Annotated in this window: 27 protein-coding genes; 16 read left to right on the forward strand and 11 right to left on the reverse strand. The window is 65.8% G+C overall.

Annotation, left to right across the window (positions count from 1 at the left end; genetic code table 11):
- Positions 1 to 76 precede the first annotated feature (76 nt).
- Both HYG95_RS09175 and HYG95_RS09180 read right to left on the reverse strand, forming a co-directional pair.
- Positions 77 to 1,279 (reverse strand): M20 family metallopeptidase, encoded by a 1,203-nt coding sequence (locus HYG95_RS09175; RefSeq protein WP_181697561.1) that lies wholly within the window; start codon positions 1,277 to 1,279, stop codon positions 77 to 79.
- A 49-nt stretch (positions 1,280 to 1,328) separates the two neighbouring features.
- Positions 1,329 to 2,030 (reverse strand): enoyl-CoA hydratase/isomerase family protein, encoded by a 702-nt coding sequence (locus HYG95_RS09180; RefSeq protein WP_181697562.1) that lies wholly within the window; start codon positions 2,028 to 2,030, stop codon positions 1,329 to 1,331.
- A 123-nt stretch (positions 2,031 to 2,153) separates the two neighbouring features.
- Here HYG95_RS09180 and HYG95_RS09185 point away from each other — a divergent pair, with 123 nt between their 5' ends.
- Positions 2,154 to 2,933, forward strand: coding sequence for a purine-nucleoside phosphorylase (locus HYG95_RS09185; RefSeq protein ID WP_181697563.1), 780 nt, complete (start codon positions 2,154 to 2,156; stop codon positions 2,931 to 2,933).
- Positions 2,934 to 4,436 carry a phospho-sugar mutase gene (locus HYG95_RS09190; protein ID WP_181697564.1) on the forward strand — a complete coding sequence of 501 codons (1,503 nt, stop codon included), beginning with the start codon at positions 2,934 to 2,936 and terminating at the stop codon, positions 4,434 to 4,436.
- Positions 4,437 to 4,445: 9 nt separating this feature from the next.
- On the opposite strand, the gene upp is transcribed toward HYG95_RS09190, so the two are convergent.
- Positions 4,446 to 5,069: a uracil phosphoribosyltransferase gene (gene upp / locus HYG95_RS09195; protein WP_067641384.1), complete on the reverse strand. Its 624-nt coding sequence runs from the start codon at positions 5,067 to 5,069 to the stop codon at positions 4,446 to 4,448.
- A 143-nt stretch (positions 5,070 to 5,212) separates the two neighbouring features.
- Between upp and HYG95_RS09200 the strand changes: the two genes are divergently transcribed.
- From HYG95_RS09200 to HYG95_RS09220, 5 genes are read left to right on the forward strand one after another with little or no spacing between them, the layout of a single operon-like run.
- Entirely contained in the window at positions 5,213 to 5,533 is a 321-nt protein-coding gene (locus tag HYG95_RS09200; RefSeq protein ID WP_067490775.1) for a hypothetical protein, read from the forward strand.
- Positions 5,530 to 6,657 carry a C40 family peptidase gene (locus tag HYG95_RS09205; protein ID WP_067490777.1) on the forward strand — a complete coding sequence of 376 codons (1,128 nt, stop codon included), beginning with the start codon at positions 5,530 to 5,532 and terminating at the stop codon, positions 6,655 to 6,657. Before HYG95_RS09200 ends, HYG95_RS09205 begins: the two co-directional genes overlap by 4 nt.
- Positions 6,654 to 7,007 carry a hypothetical protein gene (locus HYG95_RS09210; protein ID WP_067490779.1) on the forward strand — a complete coding sequence of 118 codons (354 nt, stop codon included), beginning with the start codon at positions 6,654 to 6,656 and terminating at the stop codon, positions 7,005 to 7,007. Before HYG95_RS09205 ends, HYG95_RS09210 begins: the two co-directional genes overlap by 4 nt.
- Positions 7,004 to 7,357 carry a YbaB/EbfC family nucleoid-associated protein gene (locus tag HYG95_RS09215; RefSeq protein WP_181697565.1) on the forward strand — a complete coding sequence of 118 codons (354 nt, stop codon included), beginning with the start codon at positions 7,004 to 7,006 and terminating at the stop codon, positions 7,355 to 7,357. Before HYG95_RS09210 ends, HYG95_RS09215 begins: the two co-directional genes overlap by 4 nt.
- 20 nt (positions 7,358 to 7,377) lie before the next feature.
- The gene (locus tag HYG95_RS09220) at positions 7,378 to 8,610 is read left to right on the forward strand and encodes a primosomal protein (protein WP_181697566.1); all 1,233 of its coding nucleotides are present in this window, start codon (positions 7,378 to 7,380) and stop codon (positions 8,608 to 8,610) included.
- Positions 8,611 to 8,653: 43 nt separating this feature from the next.
- On the opposite strand, the gene HYG95_RS09225 is transcribed toward HYG95_RS09220, so the two are convergent.
- The 4 genes from HYG95_RS09225 to HYG95_RS09240 all read right to left on the reverse strand — a co-directional run bounded on the left by HYG95_RS09225 (position 8,654) and on the right by HYG95_RS09240 (position 12,422).
- Complete coding sequence (locus HYG95_RS09225; RefSeq protein ID WP_181697567.1) at positions 8,654 to 9,751, reverse strand: adenosine deaminase; 1,098 nt, start codon at positions 9,749 to 9,751, stop codon at positions 8,654 to 8,656.
- A 337-nt stretch (positions 9,752 to 10,088) separates the two neighbouring features.
- Positions 10,089 to 10,562 (reverse strand): hypothetical protein, encoded by a 474-nt coding sequence (locus tag HYG95_RS09230; protein ID WP_220139229.1) that lies wholly within the window; start codon positions 10,560 to 10,562, stop codon positions 10,089 to 10,091.
- 42 nt (positions 10,563 to 10,604) lie between these two features.
- Positions 10,605 to 11,891, reverse strand: coding sequence for a thymidine phosphorylase (locus HYG95_RS09235; RefSeq protein WP_181697569.1), 1,287 nt, complete (start codon positions 11,889 to 11,891; stop codon positions 10,605 to 10,607).
- A gap of 129 nt (positions 11,892 to 12,020) precedes the next feature.
- A complete protein-coding gene (locus HYG95_RS09240; RefSeq protein WP_181697570.1) occupies positions 12,021 to 12,422 on the reverse strand; it encodes a cytidine deaminase in 402 nt (133 codons plus the stop codon).
- Positions 12,423 to 12,711: 289 nt separating this feature from the next.
- Here HYG95_RS09240 and sdhC point away from each other — a divergent pair, with 289 nt between their 5' ends.
- Genes sdhC through HYG95_RS09260 form a run of 4 tightly spaced genes read left to right on the forward strand, consistent with a single transcriptional unit; the run spans position 12,712 to position 16,108 of the window.
- The gene (gene sdhC, locus HYG95_RS09245) at positions 12,712 to 13,116 is read left to right on the forward strand and encodes a succinate dehydrogenase, cytochrome b556 subunit (protein WP_181697571.1); all 405 of its coding nucleotides are present in this window, start codon (positions 12,712 to 12,714) and stop codon (positions 13,114 to 13,116) included.
- A gap of 1 nt (position 13,117) precedes the next feature.
- Complete coding sequence (locus HYG95_RS09250; protein ID WP_181697572.1) at positions 13,118 to 13,552, forward strand: succinate dehydrogenase hydrophobic membrane anchor subunit; 435 nt, start codon at positions 13,118 to 13,120, stop codon at positions 13,550 to 13,552.
- A 16-nt stretch (positions 13,553 to 13,568) separates the two neighbouring features.
- Entirely contained in the window at positions 13,569 to 15,338 is a 1,770-nt protein-coding gene (gene sdhA, locus HYG95_RS09255; RefSeq protein WP_220139230.1) for a succinate dehydrogenase flavoprotein subunit, read from the forward strand.
- A complete protein-coding gene (locus HYG95_RS09260; protein WP_067490793.1) occupies positions 15,338 to 16,108 on the forward strand; it encodes a succinate dehydrogenase iron-sulfur subunit in 771 nt (256 codons plus the stop codon). Before sdhA ends, HYG95_RS09260 begins: the two co-directional genes overlap by 1 nt.
- 122 nt (positions 16,109 to 16,230) lie before the next feature.
- Here HYG95_RS09260 and HYG95_RS09265 read toward each other — a convergent pair whose 3' ends face one another.
- On the reverse strand, positions 16,231 to 17,106 hold the full coding sequence (locus tag HYG95_RS09265; protein ID WP_255495105.1) for an Rpn family recombination-promoting nuclease/putative transposase: 876 nt from the start codon (positions 17,104 to 17,106) through the stop codon (positions 16,231 to 16,233).
- Positions 17,107 to 17,498: 392 nt separating this feature from the next.
- On the opposite strand from HYG95_RS09265, the gene HYG95_RS09270 reads away from it, so the two are divergent.
- The 4 genes from HYG95_RS09270 to HYG95_RS09285 all read left to right on the forward strand — a co-directional run bounded on the left by HYG95_RS09270 (position 17,499) and on the right by HYG95_RS09285 (position 19,935).
- Entirely contained in the window at positions 17,499 to 17,966 is a 468-nt protein-coding gene (locus tag HYG95_RS09270) for a type VII secretion target (RefSeq protein ID WP_181697574.1), read from the forward strand.
- A complete protein-coding gene (locus HYG95_RS09275) occupies positions 17,929 to 18,651 on the forward strand; it encodes a hypothetical protein (protein WP_181697575.1) in 723 nt (240 codons plus the stop codon). Before HYG95_RS09270 ends, HYG95_RS09275 begins: the two co-directional genes overlap by 38 nt.
- Before the next feature lie 61 nt (positions 18,652 to 18,712).
- A complete protein-coding gene (locus HYG95_RS09280) occupies positions 18,713 to 19,426 on the forward strand; it encodes a hypothetical protein (protein ID WP_181697576.1) in 714 nt (237 codons plus the stop codon).
- 62 nt (positions 19,427 to 19,488) lie between these two features.
- The gene (locus HYG95_RS09285; RefSeq protein ID WP_181697577.1) at positions 19,489 to 19,935 is read left to right on the forward strand and encodes a hypothetical protein; all 447 of its coding nucleotides are present in this window, start codon (positions 19,489 to 19,491) and stop codon (positions 19,933 to 19,935) included.
- 160 nt (positions 19,936 to 20,095) lie between these two features.
- Here the strand turns inward: HYG95_RS09285 and HYG95_RS09290 are convergent, their stop codons facing one another.
- Positions 20,096 to 20,704, reverse strand: coding sequence for a dihydrofolate reductase family protein (locus tag HYG95_RS09290; protein WP_181697578.1), 609 nt, complete (start codon positions 20,702 to 20,704; stop codon positions 20,096 to 20,098).
- A 161-nt stretch (positions 20,705 to 20,865) separates the two neighbouring features.
- Between HYG95_RS09290 and HYG95_RS09295 the strand changes: the two genes are divergently transcribed.
- A complete protein-coding gene (locus HYG95_RS09295; protein WP_181697579.1) occupies positions 20,866 to 21,363 on the forward strand; it encodes a hypothetical protein in 498 nt (165 codons plus the stop codon).
- On the opposite strand, the gene HYG95_RS09300 is transcribed toward HYG95_RS09295, so the two are convergent.
- The gene (locus tag HYG95_RS09300; protein ID WP_181697580.1) at positions 21,364 to 22,077 is read right to left on the reverse strand and encodes a TetR/AcrR family transcriptional regulator; all 714 of its coding nucleotides are present in this window, start codon (positions 22,075 to 22,077) and stop codon (positions 21,364 to 21,366) included.
- 28 nt (positions 22,078 to 22,105) lie between these two features.
- Positions 22,106 to 23,335, reverse strand: a complete 1,230-nt coding sequence (locus tag HYG95_RS09305) for a cytochrome P450 (protein ID WP_181697581.1) — start codon at positions 23,333 to 23,335, stop codon at positions 22,106 to 22,108.
- Between the last annotated feature and the right edge of the window lie 49 nt (positions 23,336 to 23,384).

Below are 23,384 nucleotides of genomic sequence, written 5' to 3' on the forward strand. Positions count from 1 at the left end.
ATCACCGACGGGGTGGCAACACCCATCGATAGAGCGTCAGCGCCTGCGCGTGCGGTGCCCGAATGGCCGGAAATACTCACCGAATGTCCTCCTGTCGTTCGATCAGACGTTGCAACAACCTGTCCCTGTGTACTTCATCGCGCGCGATCGCGACAGCGGTACGCGCGAGCGCGAGCGCACCGTCGATCACGGCCTGATCCGCCGAGGCGTTCACCGCGGCCGCCGCGAAGTCCGGTTGGTGGGTCACCGCGCCACCGGCGTCGATGCCGATCACCGGATGGATGCCGGGGATCACGTTGGTGACGTTGCCCATGTCGGTGCTCCCGAGCGGTCGCAGCACCTCGAGCTCGGGCGCGATCGGCACCCGTCCCAAACCGGTGATCTGCGCGCGGTAGGCAGCGATGAGAACCGGGTCGGGGGTGAGCTCGGTATAGGTGGGCGCGAGCGTCCGTATGTCGTGGGTGCAGCCGGTCGCCAGGGCGCCCGCCGCGAAGCATGCCTTCGCCCGGCGCATCAGGTCGTCCAGGGACGCGGCGTCGGCAGCGCGAAGGTAGTACAGCAACTCCGCACGTCCGGGCACGATGTTGGGGGCTACACCACCGTCGGACACTATACCGTGCAGCTGCTGGCCGGGCCGCAGATGCTGGCGCAGCAAGCCGAGAGCAACCTGGGTGACGGTGATCGCGTCGCCGGCGTTGAGGCCGAGTTCCGGGGCGGCGCTCGCGTGCGCCTCGCGGCCGTGGAACGTGACGGCGAGGTCGGCCAGCGCCAGCGATCGGGCGCCGACGATGTCGGCCGGGCCGGGGTGCACCATCATCGCCATCGCGATGTCGTCGAAGGCGCCCGCCTCGAGCATGAGAACTTTGCCGCCGCCGCTCTCCTCGGCGGGCGTGCCGAGCACGACGACGGTGAGGCCGAGCTGATCGGCCACCTCGGCCAGGCCGAGCGCCGCGCCGGTCGAGGACGCGGCGATGATGTTGTGCCCGCAGGCGTGCCCGATCTCGGGCAGCGCGTCGTATTCGGCACAGATGCCGACCGTGAGCGGGCCGCTGCCGTAGACGGCGCGAAAGGCCGTGGGCAGCCCGGCGATTCCGGTGGTGATCTCGAAGCCGCGGGCGCGTAGCGGGGCGAGAACCTTGGCGACGCTTCGGGTCTCGTCGAAGGCCAGTTCGGGTTCGGCGTGAATGGCGTGCGACAGCCCGATCAGCTCGTCCGAGGCCGCGAGGATCGCGGTATCGGCTGCGGTCGCCGAGAATTCGCCGGTACGCGAGGGTGCCATGCACTCAGTCTCGCATCAGTGCTGCGCCCGGGCGCACCGGCGAAGGACCTCAGTTGCCGAAGGGCAGGTTCTCCGGGGTCACCGGCGTGGCGAGCGCGGCGAGGGTCTCCGCGTGCAGCGAGGTCTTGATGATCGGGGTGATCGGCTTGCGCAGGCTGGTGAGCGCGGCGGCACGGGCGACGGCGGTGGGCAGCACCTGGTCGGCGTCGGCCTTCGCGTCGACGATGCCCGCGGCGATCGCCTCGTCGGCGCCGAAGCGGTGACCGGTGGTCATCGCCTGCACACACACCTGGTTGCTGAGACGGCCCTGCAGCAGCGCGTTCATGCCGATGGTGAAGGGCATGCCGAGGTGCACCTCGGGCAGCGACCAGAAGCCGCGGTCGCCGCGCATCACCCGGAAGTCGTGCGCGGAGGCGAGCATGGCGCCGGCACCGAAGGCGTGACCGTTGATCGCGGCGACGGTCGGCATCGGGAAGGTCAGCAGGCGGGTGTACAGCGTGTGCACGCGGTCGAGGTAACCGTGGATCTTGTCCAGGTTGGCGAACACCCAATCGGTGTCGAGGCCGTTGCTGTAGAACTTGCCGGTCGCGACGGTGACCAGCGCCGCGGCACCCTCGGAGGCCTCGACATTGTCGAGTTCGGCGTGGAAGGCGTCGATCCAGTCCGGCGAGAAACGGTTCTCGTTGTCGGTCTGCCCCTCGTCACCGAGGTACAGGACGAAAACTTCACCAGAGCGCTCCAAATACGGCATGCAGGGAGAATAGTCCGCGCCGGAACACCCTCCTACTCGCGGGTAGACACCTCCCCAGCCCCGCACATCCCGACCTCGAGGAGGGATCGCCGCGAAGCGCTCCAGGGACATAAGCTATCCAACATGCTTGCCGAGAAGGCCGCCGAGGCTATCGCCGAACGTACGGGAGTGCCGCGTCATCGCGTGGCCGTGGTGCTCGGATCGGGGTGGCAGCAGGCCGCGGCCGAGATCGGCGCGCCGCATGCCTCGATCGCCATGCCTGAGCTGCCCGGCTTCGGCAGACCGAGCGCGCAGGGACACGGCGGGATGGTGCACTCGGTCACCGTCAACGACAACAATGTGCTGCTGCTGATGGGCCGTCAGCACCTGTACGAGGGCTACACGCCCCAGCAGGTGGTGCACCCGGTGTCGGCGGCGATCGCGGCCGGTGCGGAGATCGTGCTGCTCACCAACGCCGCGGGCGGGATCAGAGGCGGGCTGCGGGTGGGCGAGCCGGTTCTTATCGCCGACCACCTGAACCTCACCGCGCGCACCCCGCTGGAAGGGGCGCGATTCGTCGACCTGGTCGACGCCTGGGACCCCGAATTGCGCACGCTGGCAAAGGAACTCGACCCCTCGCTCGGTGAAGGCGTGTACGCCGGGCTGCTCGGGCCACAGTACGAGACGCCCGCCGAGATCCGCATGCTCGCCACTCTCGGCGCCGACCTGGTCGGCATGTCGACAGTGCTCGAGGCGATCGAGGCGCGTTCGCGTGGGGCGCGCGTGCTCGGCATCTCGCTGGTCACCAACTTGGCCGCCGGGGTCACCGGTGAGCATCTCTCGCATGCCGAGGTGCTGGCCGAGGGGCAGGCCGCCGCGCCCCGGCTCGGCAAGCTGCTGCGCGGCATCCTGGAGCGGGTGTAGATGCTGCGCTTCGGGACCGCGGGCCTGCGTGGCCCGTTGCGCGAGGGACCGGACGGGATGAACGTGACCACCGTGTCGCGGGCGACCGCCGGCCTGGCCGACTGGTTGCGGGCGCGGTGTCTCGGTGGCGGTGCGGTGGTGGTCGGGCGCGACGCCCGGCACGGTTCCGCCGAATTCGCGACCGCGACCGCCGAGATCTTCACGGCCGCGGGCTTTCCCGTGACCCTCTTGCCCGAGCCCGTGCCGACGCCGGTGGTGGCGTTCGCGGTGCGTGAGCTGGGTGCGGTGGCGGGCGTGCAGATCACCGCCTCGCACAATCCCCCCGCCGACAACGGGTACAAGGTGTATCTCGACGGTGGCTCGCAGCTCATCGCACCGGCCGATACCGAGATCGAGCAGTACATCGAGAAGGTTGTCGAACCGGTTGAGCGGGAGCCTGTTTCACCGTCCGGGGCCGAACTGGTCGACCGGTACCTGGCGCGGGTCGCCGAACTGCCCGGTGTGCTGGGCGGTCCTGGGGCGCGGGCCGAGGTGCGGATCGCCCTGACTGCCATGCACGGTGTGGGCGGTGACCTCGCCGTGCGGGCGCTGCACGCCGCGGGCTTCACCGACGTGCACGTGGTCGACGAACAGTTCGCCCCCGACCCCGACTTCCCCACCGTCGCCTTCCCCAACCCCGAGGAGCCGGGAGCGGCCGATCTGCTGCTCGCGCTGGCCGAGCGGGTGGACGCCGACGTGGCGATCGCCCTGGATCCCGACGCCGACCGGTGTGCCGTCGGCGTGCCGGGACCGAACGGCTGGCGCATGCTGCGCGGCGACGAAACCGGTGTGCTGCTCGCCGATTACGTGCTGCGCACCGCTTCCGAGGACCCGCTCGTCGCCACGACAATCGTTTCCTCGCGCCTGCTCTCGAAGCTGGCGGCCGCCCGTTCAGCTCGTTATGCCGAGACCCTCACCGGCTTCAAATGGCTGGCCAGGGCAGGCGACGGACTGGTGTACGCCTACGAGGAAGCCATCGGCCACTGCGTAGACCCGTCGACGGTGCGCGACAAGGACGGCATCTCCGCCGCGGTGGCCGCCGCCGATCTGGTCGCCCTGCTGAAGACGCAGGACCGCACTCTCCTCGACGAACTCGATTCCTATGCGGTCGAATTCGGCCTCCACGTCGGCGGTCAGGTATCGCTGCGTCTGCCCGACCAAGCGGCAGCCACCACCCTCGCGGCGGCTCTTCGCACGAACCCGCCCGTCGAGATCGCGGGCACACCGGTGAAATTCACCGATCAGGCCCAGGTCCGCGGCCGAATGCGCACGGACGCACTGATCTTCGAGGCCGACGACTTCCGTATCGTCGTCCGCCCTTCGGGCACCGAACCGAAATTGAAGTGCTACCTGGAGGTCTTCGCCCCGGTCGCGGACAGCGCCGACCTACCGAAGGCCCGCGCTGCCGCCACAGCAAGACTCGGTGACCTGGCCGACTTCTGCCGAGCGCTCGAGCTTCCTTGACACTCGGTTTCAGCGGGGGCCGAATTGGCGGTCGCCCGCGTCGCCGAGGCCGGGGACGATGTAGGCGTGTTCGTTGAGTTTCTCGTCGACGACGGCGGTGACGAGGCGGACGGGCAGGCCCGAGTCGGACAGGGCGGCAACGCCTTCGGGGGCGGCTACGACGCAGACGGCGGTGATGTCGGTGGCGCCGCGGGCGACGAGGAGTTCCAGGGTGTGGATCATCGAGCCGCCGGTGGCGAGCATGGGGTCGAGGACGAAGACGGGGAGGTCGGTCAGGTCGGTCGGCAGGGATTCCAGGTACGGGACGGGCTGGTGGGTTTCCTCGTCGCGGGCGATGCCGACGAAACCGACGCGGGCCTGTGGCACGAGGTCGGCGGCGGCGTAGACCATGCCGAGACCCGCACGCAGGACCGGGACGAGCAGCGGTGGGGCGGCCAGGCGGACACCGTCGGTGACGGCGACCGGCGTGTTGATCGGTTCGCGGACGACGGGCGCGTCACGCAGGGCCTCGTACATCAAAATGCCCGTGAGGTCGGCCAATGCGTTGCGGAAGGTGGCGTTGTCGGTGCGGGCGTCTCGCATCGTGCTCAGCAGAGTGGCGGCGAGCGGATGGTCGACGGTGTCGGTGCGCATGAAAAAACGATAGGGTCACCCACGCGCTTCCGGTGCGTCCGCTGGGGAAATTTCGCGGAACAGGGAACCGAACGCGGAGCCGGTGCGTCGAATCATGTGAATGACGTACTCTGCCCGGGAACTCGAGGATTGGGGGAAGTTCGATGGTAAAGATGTCGGCTGATGCCGAGGGCATCGTCGCCTATAGTGCGACCGCCGGAACCATGTCCACCGAATTCGCCACGGCGGCGGCCGCATCGGTGGCATCGAACCCGGCTCTGCTCGGTCCGGTGATGGGACTCATCGGCGGCGATTTCGTCACCGCCTACGCCGCCGCCCAGGCCGGTCACGTCGCCGCGATCGCCCAACTCTCGGCCGTGATGGCCAGCATGGGCACCGCAACGGCCGGCGCCGCGACCACCCTCGTCGACACCGACACGGGCAATGCCGCCGCCATCGAATCGGCAGCGGGCGAACTCGCATGATCGACCTCAGCGGACTGGCTCAACCCCTGTACGACCTGCTGTCCAGCTTCGGTAGCGGTGTCCTCGGCACCGGCGGCGCGTCCGACGGCCTGCGCAGCACCTCCGCCGAGATCGACCAGATCTATCAGCTCGGCCGCACCGGCATCAACGCCGTGAACACCGCCTGGGACGGTCTGGCCGTCGACGCGGTCACCTCGAAGGCGCTGCGCGTGCAAACCTCCTCGGCCACCCTGTCCGACACCGGCAACGAGATGGCCACCGTGGTCGACCAAGCCGCCGCGTATGTGCAGACCGGGCAGAAGGAACTCGACGGGATCGTCAATTCCTTCCTCACCGAGGTCTCCGCGCTCAGCCCGGTCCTGGCCACCCCGGCGGGCCTCACCGCCGTCGTCGCCTCGGCGATCGACCACATCGGCCAGGGCATGGGCGTGGTCGGGCGGGTGCAGGACGAACTCGGCACCCAGACCGCCGCCATCAAGGAACTCACCCCGGCACCGTCGAGCACTCCGCTGGCCAACACCGCCAACCTGTCGACTTCGGCCGCCTCCACGCTGCTGTCCACCGCGACGAGCGCGGGCGGTTCGATGCTGAGCGCGGTGTCGTCGGGCCTGTCGACGGCCATGGGCGGCGGCGACTCGAGCAGTTCGGGCGGGACGAGCACAGGCAACTCGACCAACAACGGCAAGACCTCGACCCCCACCGGGTCGTCCACGGGCTCCACCGGCACCGGCGTCAAAGTCACCCTGCCCGACGGCAGCGTGGTCGAAGCGCCCAACGAAGAGGCCGCCACGGCCGTGCGCTCGGCCATCGGCGCGGTCGGCACCCCGTACGTGTGGGGCGGCAACGACCCGGGCTCGGGCATCGACTGCAGCGGGCTCACCAAATACGCCTACGGCGAGGCCGGGGTGGAACTGCCCCGCCTCGCCCAGGAACAGCACATCGGACACCCACAGGTGTCACCCGGTGACCTGATGCCCGGTGACCTGGCCGTATGGGACGGCCACGTCGCCATGGTCGTCGGCAACGGGCAGCTCGTCGAGGCGGGCGACCCGGTCTCGATCAGTTCGATCCGAACGGAGAACAGTGGCATGGAGTTCTACGGCTTCTACAGGCCTACCTCATGAGCGAAACCCCGATCCCCGAGGTTCCCAATGTGGAAACCGCGGTCAGCACCAACCGGTCGGGCACCATCTCGGTGCGGGCGACCAGCATGGGGCTGCCGATCGCGCTCAAGTTCGAGCGCAGCGAATACCAGTACGGTGCGCAGGCGCTCGCCGATGAGATCCTTCGCCTGACCAGGCGTTCGACCATCGCGGCCGCCGCGCGCCTGCGCGAGGTGTACAGCGAGCAGGCAGGCATCCCCGATGCCCTGCTCGACAAGATGAACCTGCCGACCCGGCGTCAGGCCGTCGACGAACTCGACCGCATCGACGACGCCGACACCGGTCAGACGAGCTGGATGAGGCCCCTGTGAGCGCGGAAATGGACGCCCTGGTCGCGGGCGTGACCGAGAAACTCGAGGCACTCGAGGCGGCGCTGTACGGGTTGAAGCAGGTCAACGGCAAGTTCACCACCGACGACGGGCTGGTCACCGCCGAGGTGAACAGCGACGGCGCGCTGGTCGATCTGCGCCTGGACGAGGGCATCACCGCCCTGCCGCCGGCGGAGGCCGCGCAGCTGATCCTGTCGGCGTGCAGGCAGGCCACCGAGACCGCGGGCGAAGCGCGCTCCAACATCATTGCGACACTGAACGAATCGCTCACCGGCGGCACTGCACACCCGCCGGGGGAATTAGCACCCGGGCCGGATAGTGCGCGGCGCTGAAGCTCGATAGGCTTCGCGTCATGGCTTCTGGAGACATCGTCCCGATCGAGCTCGGTCTGACCGATGGCGATCTCGTCACCCTGTGGGCACCGCGCTGGCGCGACGGTGACGACGAGTACATGGCGTTCCTCGGACACGAGGACGACCTCTACGGTTTCGAGTCCGTTGCGGAGTTGGCCGCGTTCATCCGCACCGACACCGACAACGACCTCGTCGAGCATCCGTCGTGGGCGGTGGTCGCCGGCCTGTCGGCCGCCGAACTGGAGCCGGAGGAAAACTTCACCTTCGACCTGGTCTCCGTGCCCGAGCTGGCCGCGGGCGAACCCGACGGTGAGGTGGTCGGCGAGCTCGAGGACACCTTGGCGATGGTTCGCAACATCGGCGACGTGTGCGAGCTCGACGTGGTGACGGCGTTCTTCGACGACAACCCGGTGCTCGGCGTGCTGGCCAACGGCGTCGGTACCTTCACCGGGCGCGACGGCGAGGAGCTGTGGGACCAGGTCGGTGCCGCCATCGTCAAGGGCTGGGACGACGTGCTCGACGCGATCGACAGCATCGTCACCACCCCCGAGGTGGATGCCGCGGCGGTCGAGGTCGCCGAGGCCGAACTGCTGGCCGCGGAGGAGAACGTGGTCGACGCCGACGACGTGGTCGAGGAGGACGAGGAGTTCGAAAGCGTCGACCTCACCGCCGACGACGAGGACGAGACGTTCTGGCACGAGGTCGGCATCGACCCGGTCAAGATCGTCACCTCCGACGGTGAGCACTTCACCCTGCGCTGCTACCTCGACGACGAGCCGATCTTCCTCGGCAACGGCCGCACCATCACGGTGTTCGGTTCCGAGCGCGCGCTTGCCCGCTACCTGGCCGACGACCACGAGCACGAGCTGGCCCGGGTGTCGACCTTCGGTGACGTGCAGACCGCCGCGGTCGACGGTTCACTCGAGGTGGAGGTGAGCGACGAGAACGTGTACGTACTCACCGGCCTCGTGGAGGACCTGGCCGAGGGACCGGAGGCCGTCGACATCGAACAGCTCGACCTGGCTGTCGAATTGTTCACCGACGCAGCCGATTACGCCGACGACGACAGCGTGGAACAGGCGCTTGCCGCGTCGAACCCGCTGGGTTGGTATGTCTCCTACCTGCTCAACCCGGACCCCAACCGGTTGGCCCCGAACCCGCCGTTCACGGCCGAGGCCCAGCAGTTCCGCGAACTGCAACGCACGTTCGAAGCACGGCTGGTCAGCGAGTAGCAAGACGAGAAGGGTGGCACCGACGAGGTGCCACCCTTCTTCGTCATCCGACCAGGACCGCGTAGCGCGGTTTGATGATCTCGTCGATGATCTTCAGGCGATCGGGGAACGGGATGAACGCCGACTTCATGGCGTTGATGGTGAAGCGTTCGAGGTCGCTCCAGCCGTAGCCGAAGGTTTCCACCAGTTTGAGCATCTCCTGGCTCATGGTGGTGTCGCTCATCAGCCGGTTGTCGGTGTTGACGGTGACCCGGAATCGCAGCCGGGCGAGCAGGTCGAAGGGGTGCTTGTCGAGCGAGGGCACCGCACCGGTCTGCACGTTCGACGACGGGCACAGTTCCAGCGGCACCCGCATGTCACGCACGTAGTTGGCGACGATCCCGAGCTGGGCCTCCTCGATGTCGCCCGGCACGCTGATGTCGTCGGTGATGCGCACGCCGTGCCCGAGACGGTCGCAGCCACAGAAGGCGAGCGCCTCGTGGATCGACGGCAATCCGAACGCCTCCCCCGCGTGAATCGTGAAGTGCGCGTGGTTGACTCGCAGATATTCGAAGGCGTCCAGGTGCCGGGTGGGCGGGAACCCGGCCTCGGCCCCCGCGATGTCGAACCCACCGACCCCGCTGTCGCGGAAGCGCACCGTGAGCTCCGCGATCTCCCGCGAGCGCGCGGCATGCCGCATGGCGGTGAGCAGACATGTCACCCGGATGATGTTGCCCTGCTCCGCCGCGATCGCCTCCCCCTCCCGGAATCCGGCAAGGGTGTGCTCGACCACCTCGTCGAGCGTGAGCCCCTTCTCCAGATGCTGCTCGGGTGCGAACCGCACCTCGGCGTAGACCACCCCGTCGGCGGCCAGATCGATGGCACATTCGCGAGCCACCCGCCGCAATCCCTCCGGTGTCTGCATCACCGCGACGGTATGGGCGAACGTCTCGAGGTACAGCTCGAGCGACCCGCTGTCGGCGGCGTCGCGAAACCACGCGCCCAAACTCTCGGCATCCTGCGCGGGTAGTTGGTCGTAGCCGCACTCGGCGGCGAGCTCTAGCACCGTCTCCGGCCGCAGACCACCATCGAGGTGGTCATGCAGCAGGGCTTTGGGTGCACGTCGGATCGAAGCAAGGTCGAGGGGCGCCGGTCCAGTCATATCCAAACGTTAGCTGGACCCACCGATCCCGGCAGCCCAGTTCCCCGAGGACACCCACCAACCCACCGCCCACTCGAGTCCACCACTCCCCCTTCCGCCGCACGGCGCTACTCGAGTACGCCATGACCGCACTCCCAGCCCCGCACGACCCGACCTCGAGGAGGGTCCGCCGCGAAGCGGCGTAGCGGCCCGGCCGCGCGAACAGCGCTCGAAGCGCACGCGCGAAGCGCAAGTCTCGAGCGCTGTTCGCGCGGCCCCTCAGGGGCCGCGCTCGAGCGCGCCAGCGCTCCAAAAACACAGCCAGTACAACTTGGGCGCAATCCCCTCAGCCGCTCCCTCAACCCACCTGCCCGAGCACCGACTCACTCGGCGATGGCGCGCATTGGACCCAGCGTTTGGTCCCAGGTAGCGCAGCCGCAACCGCCGTGACAATGAACAGCACGATCACCGACACCCAAGCCACCACCGGCGCGTCGGCGCCGACCATGAATGCCACCACGGCGCCCAGCAACGACCCGGTGAGTACCAACGTCCGTCCGCGCGGCTTTCGGCGGCCGAGCAGGCGGGCACCGATCAGGTTCAGCACGCCGACCGGAGCGACGATCGCGGCCATGATCACCAGCATCACGCCCGTGACGAGCCGGAAGTCCACCTGATCCGGTTCGATCGGCTCGTTCACCACCCTGACGGCGTCGAAGATCATCAGCCCGGCGATCGCGAACGCGATCAGCGCCGAGATGAAGGCGAGCACTCGCGCGACCGCCGCCGTCCGCCTCCCGTTGCCGCGGCCTCCCGCCCCGACCACCGACACAGCGAACCTCCCGATCATGGCCGCGCGGCCACGACTATTACCTCAGTCGATACGTCCCAGCACAAGCTCGCCCGGCTTGCTCGCCGGGGTGAGTTCGATCCCCACGGCATCCTCGAGCGCCTCCAACGCTCCCGCGAACGCCTGGGGCGTGTCCGTGTGCAGGGTGAACAAGGGCTGGCCGATCGCCACCGAATCGCCGGGCTTGGCGTGCATCTCGACACCCGCGCCCGCCTGGACCTGCTCGCCTTGCCGCGCACGCCCGGCACCGAGCCGCCAGGCGGCCAAACCCACGCCCATCGCGTCGAGCCGCGTCAACACCCCGGCCGTCTCGGCCCTCACCGTCTCGGTGTGCCGCGCGGTCGGCAGCGGGGCATCGGGGTCGCCGCCCTGTGCCTGGATCATCGTCCGCCAGTGATCCATCGCCCGACCGTCGGCGAGCACCTCGGCCGGGTCGACATGCAGCCCGGCCTGGGCCACCATCTCGCGTGCCAGGGCGAGCGTCAGCTCGACCACATCGGCGGGCCCACCTCCGGCCAGCACCTCGACCGATTCCGCGACCTCGAGCGCGTTGCCTGCGGTCCGGCCGAGCGGGGTGTCCATCGCGGTCAGCAACGCGACCGTCTTCACGCCGGCATCTCGCCCGAGTTCGACCATCACGGCGGCCAGCTCGCGCGCCTCGTCGAGGGTCTTCAGGAACGCCCCGGTCCCGACTTTCACGTCGAGCACCAGCGCCGCGGTCCCTTCGGCGATTTTCTTGCTCATGATCGAGCTCGCGATCAGCGGAATCGACTCGACCGTCCCGGTCACATCGCGCAGCGCGTACAGCCGCTTGTCGGCGGGGGCGAGGTCGGCGCCCGCCGCGCAGATCACCGCGCCGATCTCGGGGTCGGCGAGGATCTCACGCATGCGGGGCACGGTGATGTCGGCCTGCCAGCCGGGGATCGACTCGAGTTTGTCCAGGGTGCCGCCGGTGTGCCCGAGGCCGCGCCCCGACAGCTGCGGCACCGCCGCACCACAGGCCGCCACCAGGGGCGCCAACGGCAGGGTGATCTTGTCGCCGACGCCACCGGTCGAATGCTTGTCGACGGTGGGCCGCGGCAGGTCGGTGAAGTTCATCCGGCTCCCCGAACCGATCATCGCCGCCGTCCACCGCGCGATCTCGCGCCGGTTCATGCCACGCAGCAAGATGGCCATCGCCAGGGCCGACATCTGTTCGTCGGCCACGATTCCCCGGGTGAACCCGTCGACCACCCAGTCGATCTGTTCGTCCGACAGCTCGCCGCCATCCCGTTTGCCCCGAATGATCGATACCGCGTCCAGTGCCGTCATGCGGCCAGTCTGGCACGCGACATCGGCCGCGGCACTCCGCACGCCGAGCGAGCCTCCGCCGTACCTCCATCGGCTCGGAGCAGGACCCGATCACCCTCGTTCGGGTCGGTCACTGGTCGACCGGTGCGATCAGCGCTGCCCGGCCGCCAGATCATCGGGCCCGAACGCGTACGGCAACAGCTCGCTCAGCGTCTTGGGCCCCTCGGCATGGTCGACGAGCAGCTCGCCCCCGCCGTGCTCGAACAGCAGCTGCCTACACCGCCCACACGGCATCAGGATTTCCCCACGGGAATCGCTCACCGATACCGCCAGAAGGCGTCCCCCACCCGACCCGAATAAGTTACCGACGAGTACGCATTCGGCACACAGGGTTAGTCCATATGAGACATTTTCCACATTGCAACCGCTCACAATTCGACCATCCACGGTGAGAGCCGCAGCACCGACCGGGAAACCCGAGTACGGGGCATACGCGCTACCCATTACGCGAATTGCCATGTCGCGCAAGGTATTCCAGTCGATTTCGGACATCGCGAACCTCCAGCCGATACCGCCGAACATGTCCGCGCGAGGGCTCGGACACCAGTATTCGGCATCGAGAAAGGTAAACCTAACTCGGCCGATTCGTGCACAACGCACGGCACGCCGAATTAGTTCCGCGAAACAGAGAGGATTAGAGTCAGCCGAAGATCGGTTCAGGTTCCCGGCGGCGGGCCAGCGCTCGAGAATACAGCGCAGCCACCTGGGCATTTGCCTCTCCACGCAGCCGGCGTCGGATCTGTGACCGGGTCCATCAACGACGTTGGAGGCACCGCACTCTATGACCACGATAGAAGCTCCGGCTCCGGCCCAGCCGAAGCGGAAGACGCTGTACCGCGGCGACCCCGGCATGTGGTCCTGGGCGCTGCACCGGATCACCGGTGTCACGATCTTCTTCTTCCTCTTCGTGCACGTGCTGGACACGGCACTGGTTCGGGTGAACCCGAACACCTATGACGAAGCCATCGAGCTCTACAAGAACCCGCTGGTCGCGCTCATGGAGATGGGCCTCGTCGTCTGCGTACTGTTCCACGCGCTCAACGGCGTCCGCGTCATCCTCGTCGACTTCTGGTCGCAGGGTCCGCGCTTCCAGAAGCAGATGCTCTGGGTCGTGCTGACCATCTGGATCCTGGTCTCCGCCGCGGGCGTCGGCCGCCAGTTCTTCTACCTGCTGACGGAGCACTGATATGTCTGCACCTGTCCTCGGCAAGTCCTACGACCGCCCCGCCAGCCTCGATGCCCCCCGCGCCCCCCGCGGCAAGGCGAACAGCAACTTCGAGAAGTACGCATGGCTGTTCATGCGCATCTCGGGCCTGTTCCTGATCGTGCTGGTCATCGGCCACATGTTCATCATGCTGATGATCGACGGCGGCGTGAACCGGCTGAACTTCGCGTTCGTCGCCGGTCGCTGGTCCAGCCCGTTCTGGCAGTTCTGGGACCTGTCCATGCTGTGGCTGGCTCAGCTGCACGGCGGCAACGGTCTGCGCACCGTCATCGATGACTACTCCCGCAAGGACTCCACCCGGTTCTGGCTCAAGACCATCCTCGTGGTCTCGATGATCCTGGTGATGAGCGTGGGCACCTACGTCATCTTCACCTTCGACCCCAACATCACCGGTTAGGAACAGGCCACCTCGCATGAGTGAATCCCGTCCGATTCAGGAACATCGCTACGACGTCGTCATCGTCGGCGCCGGTGGCGCGGGCATGCGCGCGGCGATCGAGGCCGGTCCCCGGGCTCGTACCGCGGTCCTGACCAAGCTCTACCCGACGCGCAGCCACACCGGCGCGGCCCAGGGCGGCATGTGCGCCGCGCTGGCCAACGTCGAAGAAGACAACTGGGAATGGCACACCTTCGACACCGTCAAGGGTGGTGACTACCTGGTCGACCAGGACGCCGCGGAGATCATGGCCAAGGAGGCCATCGACGCGGTCATGGACCTGGAGAAGATGGGCCTGCCGTTCAACCGCACGCCCGAGGGCAAGATCGACCAGCGTCGCTTCGGCGGCCACACCCGTGACCACGGCAAGGCGCCCGTGCGTCGCGCGTGTTATGCCGCCGACCGCACCGGTCACATGATCCTGCAGACGCTCTACCAGAACTGCGTCAAGCACGACGTCGAGTTCTACAACGAGTTCTACGTGCTCGACCTGGTGATGACCGAGTCCGACCGTGGCCCCGTCGCCACCGGCGTCGTCGCCTACGAGCTGGCCACCGGCGAGATCCACGTCTTCCACGCGAAGTCGATCGTGTTCGCCACCGGCGGCTCGGGCCGCATGTACAAGACCACCTCGAACGCGCACACGCTGACCGGTGACGGTATGGCGATCGTGTTCCGCAAGGGCCTGCCGCTCGAGGACATGGAGTTCCACCAGTTCCACCCGACAGGCCTCGCGGGCCTGGGCATCCTCATCTCCGAGGCTGTCCGTGGTGAAGGTGGCATCCTGCGCAACGCCTCCGGTGAGCGCTTCATGGAGCGCTACGCCCCCACCATCAAGGACCTCGCGCCGCGTGACATCGTCGCCCGCTCGATGGTGCTCGAGGTGCTGGAAGGCCGCGGCGCCGGGCCGAACAAGGACTACGTCTACATCGACGTGACCCACCTCGGCGAGGACGTGCTCGAGGAGAAGCTGCCCGACATCACCGAGTTCGCACGCACCTACCTGGGTGTGGACCCGGTGAAGGAGCTCGTGCCGGTCATGCCGACCTGCCACTACGTGATGGGCGGTATCCCCACCCGCATCCGTGGCGAGGTGCTGCGCAACAACACCGACGTGGTCCCCGGCCTCTACGCCGCCGGTGAGTGCGCGTGTGTGTCCGTGCACGGCGCGAACCGTCTCGGCACCAACTCGCTGCTCGACATCAACGTGTTCGGCCGTCGCGCCGGCATCGCGGCCGCCGAGTACGCCCAGCGCACCGAGTTCGTCGAGATGCCGGAGAACCCGGCGCAGATGGTGCAGGACTGGCTGGCGCTGATCCTGTCCGACCACGGCAACGAGCGCGTGGCCGACATCCGCACCGAACTGCAGTACACGATGGACATGAACGCCGCCGTGTTCCGCACCGAGGACACCCTCAAGCAGGCCCTCACCGATATCCACGCGCTCAAGGAGCGCTACACCCGGATCACGGTGCAGGACAAGGGCAAGCGCTACAACAGCGACCTGCTCGAGGCCGTCGAGCTGGGCTTCCTGCTCGAGCTGGCCGAGGTCACCGTCGTCGGCGCGCTCAACCGCAAGGAATCGCGCGGCGGCCACGCCCGCGAGGACTACCCGGATCGCGACGACGTGAACTTCATGCGGCACACCATGGCGTACAAGGAGGGCCCGGAACTCATCTCCGAGATCCGCCTCGACTTCAAGCCGGTGGTGCAGACCCGCTACGAGCCGATGGAGCGTAAGTACTGATGACTGCTGTAGCAGAACCAACCACGCAGAAGCCCGCGCCCGTTCCCGAGGGCTCGGTCATGGTCACCGTGAAGGTGGCCCGGTTCAGCACCGAGAACGACAAGGGCGCGTACTGGGATTCGTTCCAGGTGCCGGTCCTGCCGACCGACCGCTTCCTCAACGTGCTGATCTACATCAAGTCCTACCTGGACGGCACCCTCACCTTCCGGCGTTCCTGCGCCCACGGTGTGTGCGGTTCCGACGCGATGCGGATCAACGGTGTGAACCGGCTGGCCTGCAAGGTCCTGATGAAGGACATGCTGCCCAAGGGCGACAAGACCCTCACCATGACCGTCGAGCCGATCCGCGGCCTGCCGGTGGAGAAGGACCTCGTCGTCGACATGGAACCGTTCTTCGACGCGTTCCGTGCCGTGAAGCCGTACCTGATCACCTCGGGTAACGAGCCGACCCGCGAGCGCATCCAGTCCCAGCACGACCGCGCCCGCTTCGACGACACCACCAAGTGCATCCTGTGCGCCTGCTGCACCACCTCCTGCCCCGTGTACTGGAGCGACGGCAGCTACTTCGGCCCGGCCGCGATCGTGAACGCCCACCGCTTCATCTTCGACAGCCGCGACGAAGGCGCCCGCGAGCGTCTCGACATCCTCAACGACGTCGAAGGTGTCTGGCGCTGCCGCACCACCTTCAACTGCACCGACGCGTGCCCCCGCGGCATCGAGGTCACCAAGGCCATCCAGGAAGTCAAGCGAGCCCTCCTCTTCGCCCGCTGACCTCCCCCGGCCCCTACAAAGGCCGCCTTCATCGATCGATGAAGGCGGCCTTTGCCATTGGTTCCTTTCGCCTAGGAGAAAATCTCCGCCAACGATCCGGCGGTGAACACCCCCCGCCTGACCTACCCGTGGAGCTCGTCGGCATCAACAGCTTGAACCCGTTGGTGCACAGCGCTCGGCAACGGACCGAACTTGGCAGTCATCACCTCGGCCAGCATCTCAGCGCGACCTGCGGCACGTCCACGCGCTTCCAGTCGTTCCGCTGTAGTCATCGACGGCCGCGCCCGCAATGCCGCGAGGTCGAGCGGAGCCACATCGTCGAGCAGAAACTCGAACCACGGCAGATAGCGAGACATCACATCACGCGCGGAGTCGTTCAGCTCCATCAAGCCATCGAGCTGGGAAGGCGCCGTCCACCGCAAGCCCGTATGGGTGCTGTGTACGACCATCGGCAGGACATCGGGCAAGACCTGCGACGTCGGATGCTCGTCCAAATGCCGTCGCCAGATGTTGAGGACGTAGCCGAGCATCCGGAACGCCATCAACTGGTCACTGCCGGATTGATGTTCGATCAGCAGGTAGACGTGGACACCCGACCGTCGATCGTGGTCCGGTAGAGAGCATCGCGTTACTGAGACCCGCAGATCCTCGGACGATGAAACTTCCCGGCACCAGGACCATCCAGTCGAAGTCGATGCGCGCGGCAAGTTCAACTCCGGTCCCGAACATCTCCGAGAAGAACAGACGAAGGGGAATGGTCGTCCCGTCTTCGAACAACCTCTGAGTTGTTCAAACGCACGGTGACGCCACGGTGGGCCTTTGGCGAGGATTGCGCACAGCCTTACGATGGCCGGGAAGCGATGATATCGTGGGCGGCAGTCTAGGCTGGCAGGGCCGTGGGGTGGGTATGCGAACGCTATCGAGTGCTGTTGTGCTAGCTGGCATTTCGGTGCTGGCCAGGTGTGGGACGTCGGGGATCCGTTGGCCGGCCAGTCCATCGGGTTCGGCGGGTGGTTTCGCCGCGGCCGTGCCGACAGGAATTGATCCGTGCAACATTCCGCCCGGATGGTTGTCGTCGATTACGCCCTGGGCCGCGCAAGGGGAACATGGATGACAACACTTCCCGTGGCGAGATCGAATGACGCGGTTGTCGATACGTATGTCTGACGGTTACACCATGACGATGGGGCTCTTACCAATCTCACCCTGGATAGGTTATGGGAGAAGAACTTCCACGCCGAGAAGAGGCTATCGATGGTCGAACAACGTTGCCCACCCATGAGGAAGCATCTCGAATCGTGCAGTGCGGGGTTCAGCGTCGAGACACCAGGATCGGGGGGGCTGGCAATGCTTCGCGCGGTGGCAGACTCCACAAAACAGGAGGCAATTCGTGACAGAACCGGCTGAGCTATCGGTTGAAACTAGCAAGCTGAATGGGTTTTCTATAGACCTCGGCGAGACAGCCGCGAATTCATCTTCCAACGCCTCCCGCTTTCACGCTGCCATTGAACCTCCCCCGAACTCGGTCGGCCTCATGGCGACAGTGGCTACAGCTGTAGAAAGCTTTCGAAGCACCTATATGACTGCCCACAACTCGGATCGAGTAGCGATCGATCAACTCGGCTCCGATTTGTCGACAACAGCGAAGGCCTACCGCTCGACGGATGACTCTAATGCCGGCGCGCTCGGAGCACTCTCATCGTCGGCGTTCAATGAAGACACTGCAGCGGGAGCTCTTGACCGAGGGCACACACGATATGGCGGGCTGCAGTTGCCGAGCCTGCAGGATGTGGCCGATGACCCGAAAAAAAATAAGACAGGTGGTCACAGCAGCGATCGCACAACTGTCACCATATGAAGAGTCGTTGAGTATCGCAATGGGAATCAGGCCCATCAGCGAATTCCTCGTCCCCTTGGAAGCGGATTGGGAATCGATAGAAGTCATTGGCAAGCGAATCGCAATGCTCGGAATCAATGATTTCGTGACCTCCGAAAATATCGCGGGCGGCACCCGATGGTTGAGGTCCGATTGGACGGGCAGCGCGGCAGATTCTTTCGAAACCACCGCAACCACCCTGGCCCAATCCATAAACACGCGCAGTCTTGATCTAGACGCGGTGGCGAAAATTGCGGAGAACGCCGGCATATGCTTAGAGCAACTGGTGCTCAATCAAGCAATGGATATGAGCAGTAGAGTTCTCGAGACTATTTCCGAGGGGGAGAATTCCTTCCCACTCGGAGTATGGGCACAACTTATCAATGAGCCACTACAGCCAGGAGTGAGTTCGAGAGTCACAACGGCGGTCGATTCATTGAAGCAGGCCGCCGAGGCCAGGCGCAGCGCGATAACCAGTCTTATTGACAAACTTACTCAGGCACTGAACTACACGCCCGGTCGGATTCCGCCTGTGTTCAACCCGGCCGATTACGTGGCACCGGATAAGATCACCGCTGATCCCGGCACACGGCGCTACGGATACGGTAGCAACGTCTGGTGGCAGGAGGAATCCATCGATTCATCCGCAGCTCAGATTTCTGCATGAATCGTAACATTCACCACTACGGTATTCGAGGTTGTTGATGTCGCCCCCACAGATTCCGGGAATGCCCACACCGCCGCCGCACGACGGTGGAGCCGGGCCGTACAACTCACAATCCCGCCTCGCACGTCTTGATGACATCGCATGGGCAAAGATCGCACTCGCCGGTCAAGCCGCAGCTGATGTTCTCGGGCTTACCCATGCGGCGAGAGGTATGCGCCACTATCTCGGAAACACTGGTACCGATTATCATATCGACCCGGACAAGGTCATGCAAGACGTTCCCTCAGTCAAGGATCATGCTGAATATTACTTGATCGAGGCCATCGAACAACTGAAGGAAAATAACCCAAACCTTGGTTCTCCGATAACTTTTGAAGTCCCATGGAAAGGTTACGCCATTACGAAGGACCACAGTCATGATTGGTTCCTTGCGATGGCGGCAGTTGAGGTTTGCTCAACTGGGATAGTCACCTTCACCGAGGCAACGGATGGCGGCACACGACCAGCCGTGGACATGTATTATCAGACCCATATGTATGATCGTTACAACTGGGATAATGGAAAATTTGTCAATTTCGGAAAAATCGAAATAACCGACAATATGATGGGCTCCCTGCATACCGCAGGCCTTGCCAAGGAATTCAACCAGTTCGGGACATCATCCACCAAGCACTACAAGGGCGCCCTGCCGATGCGAGGGTCAAGCATTCACGAAGGAACCGAGAGCAGGCAAGGCGACCGATCGGATCCTACTCGAGTGGTGCCGTCGATATGATTTTCCGAATTGCGAATACTCCTGCGAAGAGAGCTGTTATCTCCGCGTGCATATCAGTTGCGTTGACCCTGTTGGTCGGGTGCGGTGGCTTCGTCTCGGTCGGACGCACAGATGGGAAGCCGCTGATAGAGGCATCGACTTCGCCAGAACTTGTTCAGGAAGCGGCGAACTACGGCGACTGGATTATTCCGGATGGCACGAAGGTCCTCCTCGCCAAGCGTGCGGGAGAACGGATAGACAGGTATCTTCTCGTACTCGAGGCGACACCGGAGCAACTGGCATCAATGCTCGCAATGTCCAATTTTGAGCAGCCTCTCGAAATTTTTACGCCGCCGATGCCGCCCCGGTTTGAACATATTGCTGGTCCGGACTTGAATTCTTCACCCCGGATATCGCGCGCGGAGGAGCGGTATACATCTCGGAGCAATGAGCACATGGAGCGTTCGGTCTACGTCGATGAGCGCACCCCGACGTTAAGGATCGTGCATCTCGATTTCCTGGGTTCGTGAGCCGCGGCCGGCGAATCGCATCGGCGTACCCACCCTGTCGAAGCGCCCGGTGACGCCACGGTAAGCCGCCGGTTGTGGAGTGCGCGCTCCTGTTCGCCCGCTGACCTCCCCAACTCCCGCGAAGGCCGCCTCCATCTTCGGATGAACGCGGCCTTTGTCGTTACTCATCCTTCGTGAGGTGGAGTTTTGCGTCTTCGTAGGAGCCGGTTGGGGTGGTGTCGTCTTTGGTGTAGACCAGGTGCAGCACGCCGGTCTCGAAGGTCTCCGAGGAGAGTAGGCGGAGTGGAATCGTCGTCCCGTCCTCGAAGAGGCGCTCGCCTTTGCCGACGACGATCGGGTGGACCAGGAGGTGCAGCTCGTCCAGGAGGCCCACGGCCAGGAGTTGGCGGACTACCGAGACCGAGCCGCTGATGGCGATGTCCCCGCCTTCGGCCTGCCTCAGCTCACTTGTGGCCTCGGTCAGTTCGCCGTCGAGGCGCTCGGAGTTGCGCCACGGGAAGTCGCGGTCCTCGTGGGTCACCACCAGCTTGCGGGCGTCGCCGAGCTTTTTCGCGAACGCCGCGTCGGGTCCACCCTCGGCTTCCCGGGCGGGCCATGCGCCGGCGAAGCTGTCGTAGGTCACCCGGCCGAGCAGGAGGGTGTCGGCGCTGCCGAGCTGGGCGTCGACCGCGGCGCCCATGGCGTCGTCGAAGTAGGGGAAATGCCAGTCCTGTGGGTCGGCGATCACGCCGTCGAGAGACATGAACAGACCGGCGGTGATCTTCCTCATCGGTACTTCTCCTCGGTGAGCGGTGAGTGTGTCGATTACTACGACGGTGCGCGGCTACCGAACTAATCGCGGGACAGCAGGTTGCGCGGACAGACTTGACGAACTAATAGATAGCGTTACTATCCATAATAGACAGTGCCACTATCTACTATGGAGTCGCCGTGATCGTCGTCGTTCTTCTCGTCTCGCTCCTCGGCTTCCGTGCACTGGGGGCGCTGGGCGTCAGCCGGTTCGCCTCTTGGTCCGCGGCTGCCGCGCACGCACTGGCCGTCATGCTGATGATGACCGGTTCCGCCCATTTCATGCCGTCGAGCGTCACCGTGATGCCCAACTACGGCGACCTGGTGGCGATGGTGCCGTCGTTCGTTCCGTTCCCCGGGTTCATGGTGCTGTTCACCGGCGTGCTGGAACTGCTCGCGGCCGTCGGCCTGGCCCTCACCCGGACGCGCCGGATCGCGGGCTGGGCACTGGTGCCGCTGTTCGTGCTGCTGCTGCCCGCCAATATCTACGCGGCCGTCGAAAACGTCACCTTCGCAGGCGAACCCGCGTCTCCCCTGTGGCAGCGCATCCCGGAACAGCTGCTGTACATCGGCTTCGCGATCTGGGCGACGGGTTCACTCGCTCCGGCCGCACGGGATCGCGTGCCCGCCCAGGGGTGATTACGCGAAACCGGTGGTGCGGGCGAGGTCGGCGAGCATGGTGTCGAACATGACTTCGGGGTCGGTGAGGGGAATGGGGTAGTTGCCGAACACCTCGAGGGTGACGTGGCCGAACAGACGAACCCAGGTCTGCACCATCACGTAGGTCACGCCGAGATCCAGTTTCTCGGCGGGGAACTTCTGACCCGAATCCGAGAGCATGGCGAGCAGTTCGGTCTGGAAGTCGATCAAGTCGTCACGGAGTTCGACGGGGATGGATTCGCCGGGCGGGGTGGCGATCTCGAAACTGGCCAGCAACCGGCCCGCGGCCGCGAGGAAGATCCGGCCGAAGGGCTCGTCGAAGCGGCGGAGCATGGCGCGACTGGAGGTGGGCGAGGCGAACACCAGGGTGAATTCCCTGGGGTTGGCCAGCGCCCACCGCCGGAAGCCGCGGCAGATCGCGAGGAACTGCACCGCGCCGTCGTCGGGCAGGTCCGCGATGCCCGCCGACAGGTTGTCGGCGAGGTCGGCACAGAATTCCACCCGCAACCGCTCGATCAGCTCGTCGCGGGAGTCGTAGTGCCGGTACAGCGCGGGCGCGGTGACGCCGAGTTCGCGCGCGATGGCCCGCAGGGTGACCGCGTCGGGGCCGTGCTCGGCCAGCAGCCCCCGCGCGACCCGCCGGATATCGGCGTCGGCCACGACGGGCGCCCGCCCGCGCGCCTTGCCCGTCAACCAGCCACCCCCTCGCTACTGTTCGGGCTCAAGAGTATTCGACTTCCCACCGCTTGATGCCGTTGAGCCAGCCGCTGCGCAAGCGCACCGGTTCGGCGACCTGACGCAGATTCGGCATCGCGTCGGCAAGAGCATTGAACATCAGGTCGATCTCCAGGCGGGCCAGATTCGCGCCGACACAGTAGTGGGTTCCGGTGCCACCGAACCCGACGTGCGGATTGGGGTTGCGCAGCACATCGAACCGGAACGGGTCGGTGAAAGCGGTCTCGTCGAAATTGGCCGAGCTGTAGAACAATCCGAGGCGCTGGCCCTTCTTGATCTGCTGTCCGCCCAACTCGAGGTCGCGGGTCGCGGTGCGCTGGAAGGCGGTCACGGGGGTGGCCCAGCGCACGATCTCGTCGGGCGCGGTGCGCGGCCGCTGGTCCTTGTAGATCTCCCACTGCTCAGGGTTGTCGACGAAGGCCTTCATGCCGTGGGTGATCGAGTTACGGGTGGTCTCGTTGCCGGCCACCGCCAGCAGGATGACGAAGAACGCGAACTCGTCGGAGCCGAGGTGCTCGCCGTCGACATCGGCGTTCACCAGCTGGGTCACGATGTCGGAGGCCGGACAACCGCGCCGCTGCTCGGCCATGTTCCAGGCGTAGCCCATCACCTCGGCGGTGGCGGTGTGGTGATTGCCCTCGAACTCCGGGTCGTCGTAGGAGATCATCTGGTTCGTCCAGTCGAACAGCTTCATCCGGTCTTCCTGCGGCACGCCGAGCAGTTCGGCGATGGCCTGCAGGGGCAGCTCGCACGCGACCTGCTGCACGAAATCGCCCCGGCCGGATTTCTTGGCCTCCCAGACGATGCGTTCGGCCCGTTCGGTGAGCGCGGCACGCAGGTTCTCCACCGCGCGGGGAGTGAATCCCTTGGACACGATGCGCCGGATCTTGGTGTGCTGCGGCGGATCCAGGTTCAGCATGAGCATGTTGGCGAGCATGTCGATCTGCTCGCGGGTGGTTTCCTCGTTGAACCGGATGATGGCGGTGTTCTCGTGCGAGGAGAAGTCCTCGGGGTTCTTCGAGATCTCCTTGATGTCGGCCAGCGTCGACACCACCCAGTAGCCGCCGTCGTCGAAGCCGCTGGCCCGGTCGGGCTGCGCGCACCACCAGACCGGCGCCGTGCGCCGCAGTTGCGCGAACTCCTCGATCGGCAGGCGCTCGGCGAGCAGGTCGGGATCGGTGAAATCGAATCCCGCGGGGATATCGGTGCTGGTCACGGTGTCTCCTTCGGCTGACTCCAGAACGTGATGTAGAACACGTTCGGAT

This window comes from Nocardia sp. GTS18 (genome assembly GCF_013839555.1).
GTDB classification, from domain to species: domain Bacteria; phylum Actinomycetota; class Actinomycetes; order Mycobacteriales; family Mycobacteriaceae; genus Nocardia; species Nocardia rosealba.

Bases quoted from the DNA above. Each gene is read 5' to 3' on its own strand.
- HYG95_RS09175 (WP_181697561.1), bottom strand. From the start codon at position 1,279: ATGGCACCCTCGCGTACCGGCGAATTCTCGGCGACCGCAGCCGATACC.
- HYG95_RS09180 (WP_181697562.1), bottom strand. From the start codon at position 2,030: ATGCCGTATTTGGAGCGCTCTGGTGAAGTTTTCGTCCTGTACCTCGGT.
- HYG95_RS09185 (WP_181697563.1), top strand. From the start codon at position 2,154: ATGCTTGCCGAGAAGGCCGCCGAGGCTATCGCCGAACGTACGGGAGTG.
- HYG95_RS09190 (WP_181697564.1), top strand. From the start codon at position 2,934: ATGCTGCGCTTCGGGACCGCGGGCCTGCGTGGCCCGTTGCGCGAGGGA.
- upp (WP_067641384.1), bottom strand. From the start codon at position 5,069: ATGCGCACCGACACCGTCGACCATCCGCTCGCCGCCACTCTGCTGAGC.
- HYG95_RS09200 (WP_067490775.1), top strand. From the start codon at position 5,213: ATGGTAAAGATGTCGGCTGATGCCGAGGGCATCGTCGCCTATAGTGCG.
- HYG95_RS09205 (WP_067490777.1), top strand. From the start codon at position 5,530: ATGATCGACCTCAGCGGACTGGCTCAACCCCTGTACGACCTGCTGTCC.
- HYG95_RS09210 (WP_067490779.1), top strand. From the start codon at position 6,654: ATGAGCGAAACCCCGATCCCCGAGGTTCCCAATGTGGAAACCGCGGTC.
- HYG95_RS09220 (WP_181697566.1), top strand. From the start codon at position 7,378: ATGGCTTCTGGAGACATCGTCCCGATCGAGCTCGGTCTGACCGATGGC.
- HYG95_RS09225 (WP_181697567.1), bottom strand. From the start codon at position 9,751: ATGACTGGACCGGCGCCCCTCGACCTTGCTTCGATCCGACGTGCACCC.
- HYG95_RS09235 (WP_181697569.1), bottom strand. From the start codon at position 11,891: ATGACGGCACTGGACGCGGTATCGATCATTCGGGGCAAACGGGATGGC.
- HYG95_RS09240 (WP_181697570.1), bottom strand. From the start codon at position 12,422: ATGTCCGAAATCGACTGGAATACCTTGCGCGACATGGCAATTCGCGTA.
- sdhC (WP_181697571.1), top strand. From the start codon at position 12,712: ATGACCACGATAGAAGCTCCGGCTCCGGCCCAGCCGAAGCGGAAGACG.
- HYG95_RS09250 (WP_181697572.1), top strand. From the start codon at position 13,118: ATGTCTGCACCTGTCCTCGGCAAGTCCTACGACCGCCCCGCCAGCCTC.
- sdhA (WP_220139230.1), top strand. From the start codon at position 13,569: ATGAGTGAATCCCGTCCGATTCAGGAACATCGCTACGACGTCGTCATC.
- HYG95_RS09260 (WP_067490793.1), top strand. From the start codon at position 15,338: ATGACTGCTGTAGCAGAACCAACCACGCAGAAGCCCGCGCCCGTTCCC.
- HYG95_RS09265 (WP_255495105.1), bottom strand. From the start codon at position 17,106: ATGGACTGGCCGGCCAACGGATCCCCGACGTCCCACACCTGGCCAGCA.
- HYG95_RS09280 (WP_181697576.1), top strand. From the start codon at position 18,713: ATGCCCACACCGCCGCCGCACGACGGTGGAGCCGGGCCGTACAACTCA.
- HYG95_RS09290 (WP_181697578.1), bottom strand. From the start codon at position 20,704: ATGAGGAAGATCACCGCCGGTCTGTTCATGTCTCTCGACGGCGTGATC.